The 2,245-nt window shown below is 64.5% G+C and carries 3 protein-coding genes and 1 pseudogene; 1 reads left to right on the top strand and 3 read right to left on the bottom strand.

Translation table 11 applies throughout. The annotated features are described in order from the left end of the window. The 3 genes from AC5JJ6_RS10475 to AC5JJ6_RS10465 all read right to left on the bottom strand — a co-directional run. A partial coding sequence (locus AC5JJ6_RS10475) for an SLC13 family permease (protein WP_496041979.1) occupies positions 1-703 on the bottom strand: 703 nt, incomplete at its 3' end. A gap of 55 nt (positions 704-758) precedes the next feature. Further along, entirely contained in the window at positions 759-1,211 is a 453-nt protein-coding gene (locus tag AC5JJ6_RS10470) for an RrF2 family transcriptional regulator (RefSeq protein WP_044434891.1), read from the bottom strand. Between the two features lie 123 nt (positions 1,212-1,334). Then, complete coding sequence (locus tag AC5JJ6_RS10465) at positions 1,335-1,916, bottom strand: LysE family translocator (RefSeq protein WP_496041978.1); 582 nt, start codon at positions 1,914-1,916, stop codon at positions 1,335-1,337. A 131-nt stretch (positions 1,917-2,047) separates the two neighbouring features. On the opposite strand from AC5JJ6_RS10465, the pseudogene AC5JJ6_RS10460 reads away from it, so the two are divergent. Then, positions 2,048-2,245 (top strand): annotated as a pseudogene (locus AC5JJ6_RS10460) (hypothetical protein); the annotation flags it as partial.

Raw genomic sequence — 2,245 nt, 5'->3', positions numbered from 1 at the left:
TCTGGCCGGTCCAGAACGAACCGGGCCGGATCAGCGCCTCCGTCACGTAGTCGCTGACGCGGAAGCGGTCGATATCGACGCGCGGAGCAACCCGGTGGCGCGGCAGCAGCCGCCAGCCGGCGAAGGTCAGATAGGCCAGCCCGGCGGCGGTGACCGCCAGCCCGACCGGCAGGAAATCGAACATCAGGAAGCGGTGGCCGGTCGCCTGCTCGCGGAAGCTCGATATCAGCAGGTTCGGCGGGGTGCCGATCAGCGTACACATGCCGCCCAGCATCGTGGCGAAGGACAGCGGCATCAGGATCAGGCCGGGCGAGTAGCCGTTGCGCCGGGCGGTGGAGATCGCCAGCGGCATCATCAGCGCCAGGGCGCCGACATTGTTCATGAAGGCCGAGAGCAGCGCCGCGAAGGCGCAGAGGGCGCCGATCTGGGCGGTCGGCGTCTTCGCCATGTCGGTGCAGCGGCGGGCCGCGTCGTCCACGATGCCGGACCGCGCCAATGTCTGCGTGATCACCAGCACCATCGCCACGGTCACGACCGCCGGGTTGCTGAAACCGGCGAAGGCCGCGTCCGGCCTGATGATGCCGGCCAGGACGCAGATAATCAGGGCCGCGACCGCGACGATGTCGAAGCGCCATCGGTCGAGCACGAAAATGCCGAGCGATCCCGCAAGTACCGCCAGAAGCGCGCCCTGCTCCCAGGTCATCCGGGTTCCCGGTTCATGACGCGCTTGGCCCCGCTGACTGCTTCGGTCGACGGCGTCAGCCCACGCTGCGGAGCAGCTCCCGCGCGGGCACGCCGTCACCGGCCAATGCCGCGCTGAGCGTCATGTTGTCAAGGATCTGTGTCGTCGCTTCATGGACTCCGGCGAAGACCCGGCGCACGGCGCACTTCTCTTCGCTGACGCAGTCCTCGCAGCGGCGGTAGGCCATGCGGCTGAGGCAGGGCAGCGGCGCCAGGGGGCCATCCACGATGCGGACGATTTCGCCGAAGGTCACCTTGTCCGCGGGCTTCAGCAACGCGTAGCCGCCGTTCTTGCCACGCCAGCTCTGCACCACGCCCTGGTGCTTGAGGTCGAGCAGGATCTGTTCGAGAAAGCGCTTCGGCAACCGCTGCCGTTCCGCGATATCGCTGATCATCAGCGATTCGCCTTCTTTGAGATCGGCAAGCACCAACAGGGCCTGCAACGCGTATTTGGCTTTCTGGGACAGCAACTCCCGAACCCTCTGACGACACTGGCGTTTAAGATCAGATATTTAGGCTTTTTTCGATGAAATAGAAGTTTCAAATCGAAGGATGAGACACTTCACCGCGCATTGGTGCAATTGCGTCACGTCTTAGCGGGAAAAGGCGGAGCCTGAGAGGACCAGGGCGAAGACGCCGAGCACGGCGGCACTGACCCGCTGGACCCAGCGATGGTGTGCTCCCGCAACGGTCAGGGCGGCCCCGATACCGATCCAGGTGGTTCCGACTGCGACGATCAAGGCGGAAAGTCCGATCAGATAGGGCAGCGCCGCAGCGCCGTTCCCTTCCGCCAGATGCGGGATGATGGCGAAGGCGAAGATCAGCGCCTTGGGGTTCAGCAGCGTCGTCACGAAAACCCGGCTGAACGGCACCGCCCGCGCCTCAACCCCATGGTCGGCGGCAGCCGTCCAGTGGCGCCACGCGAGATAGGCCAGCCACAGCGCGCAGGAGATCCGGAGCGCGGAGCCGAACAGCGGCCAGGTCTGGGCGACCGGCCCCAGCACGAGCGCCAGGACCAGGATGGAGCAGAGGTATCCCGAAACCTCCGCCGGGATCAGGTGGAGCGACCGGCGCAGTCCCACGGCGGCGCCGGAGGCCGCCAGCAACGTATTGGTAGGTCCCGGTGTCGCCAGAAGACCCAGGACGGCGAGGATGAATGCCAGCGGTTCCGTCATGCCTCAGTACTTTTTCTTCAAAGTGTTGAGTCGATCATTGGCTGCGCCAAATCGGCCGGACGCGAAACTACCCCTATTTACAGCAGGAACCAAGACATCGAAGCGGGGTTTAGATGCGGCATCTTGAAAGGATGGACATCGGCATGCAGTCCCCGTCAGTATTTATTTTCGGTGTTTTGGCCTTTTCCTCGCTGGTACTGGCTCCCGCTTTCGCAGAGGAACCGGCCGGCAAACCCGACGACAACTCGGTCGTGATCGAGGGCGAAGCTTCGTACTACGGCGGTCAGTTCCATGGCAAGAAGACCGCCAACGGCGAGATCTTCGACCAG

Source organism: Skermanella sp., assembly GCF_059503625.1.
This window is presented reverse-complemented; position numbering and strand designations above follow the sequence as displayed.

Bases quoted from the DNA above. Each gene is read 5' to 3' on its own strand.
- AC5JJ6_RS10465 (WP_496041978.1), bottom strand. From the start codon at position 1,916: ATGACGGAACCGCTGGCATTCATCCTCGCCGTCCTGGGTCTTCTGGCG.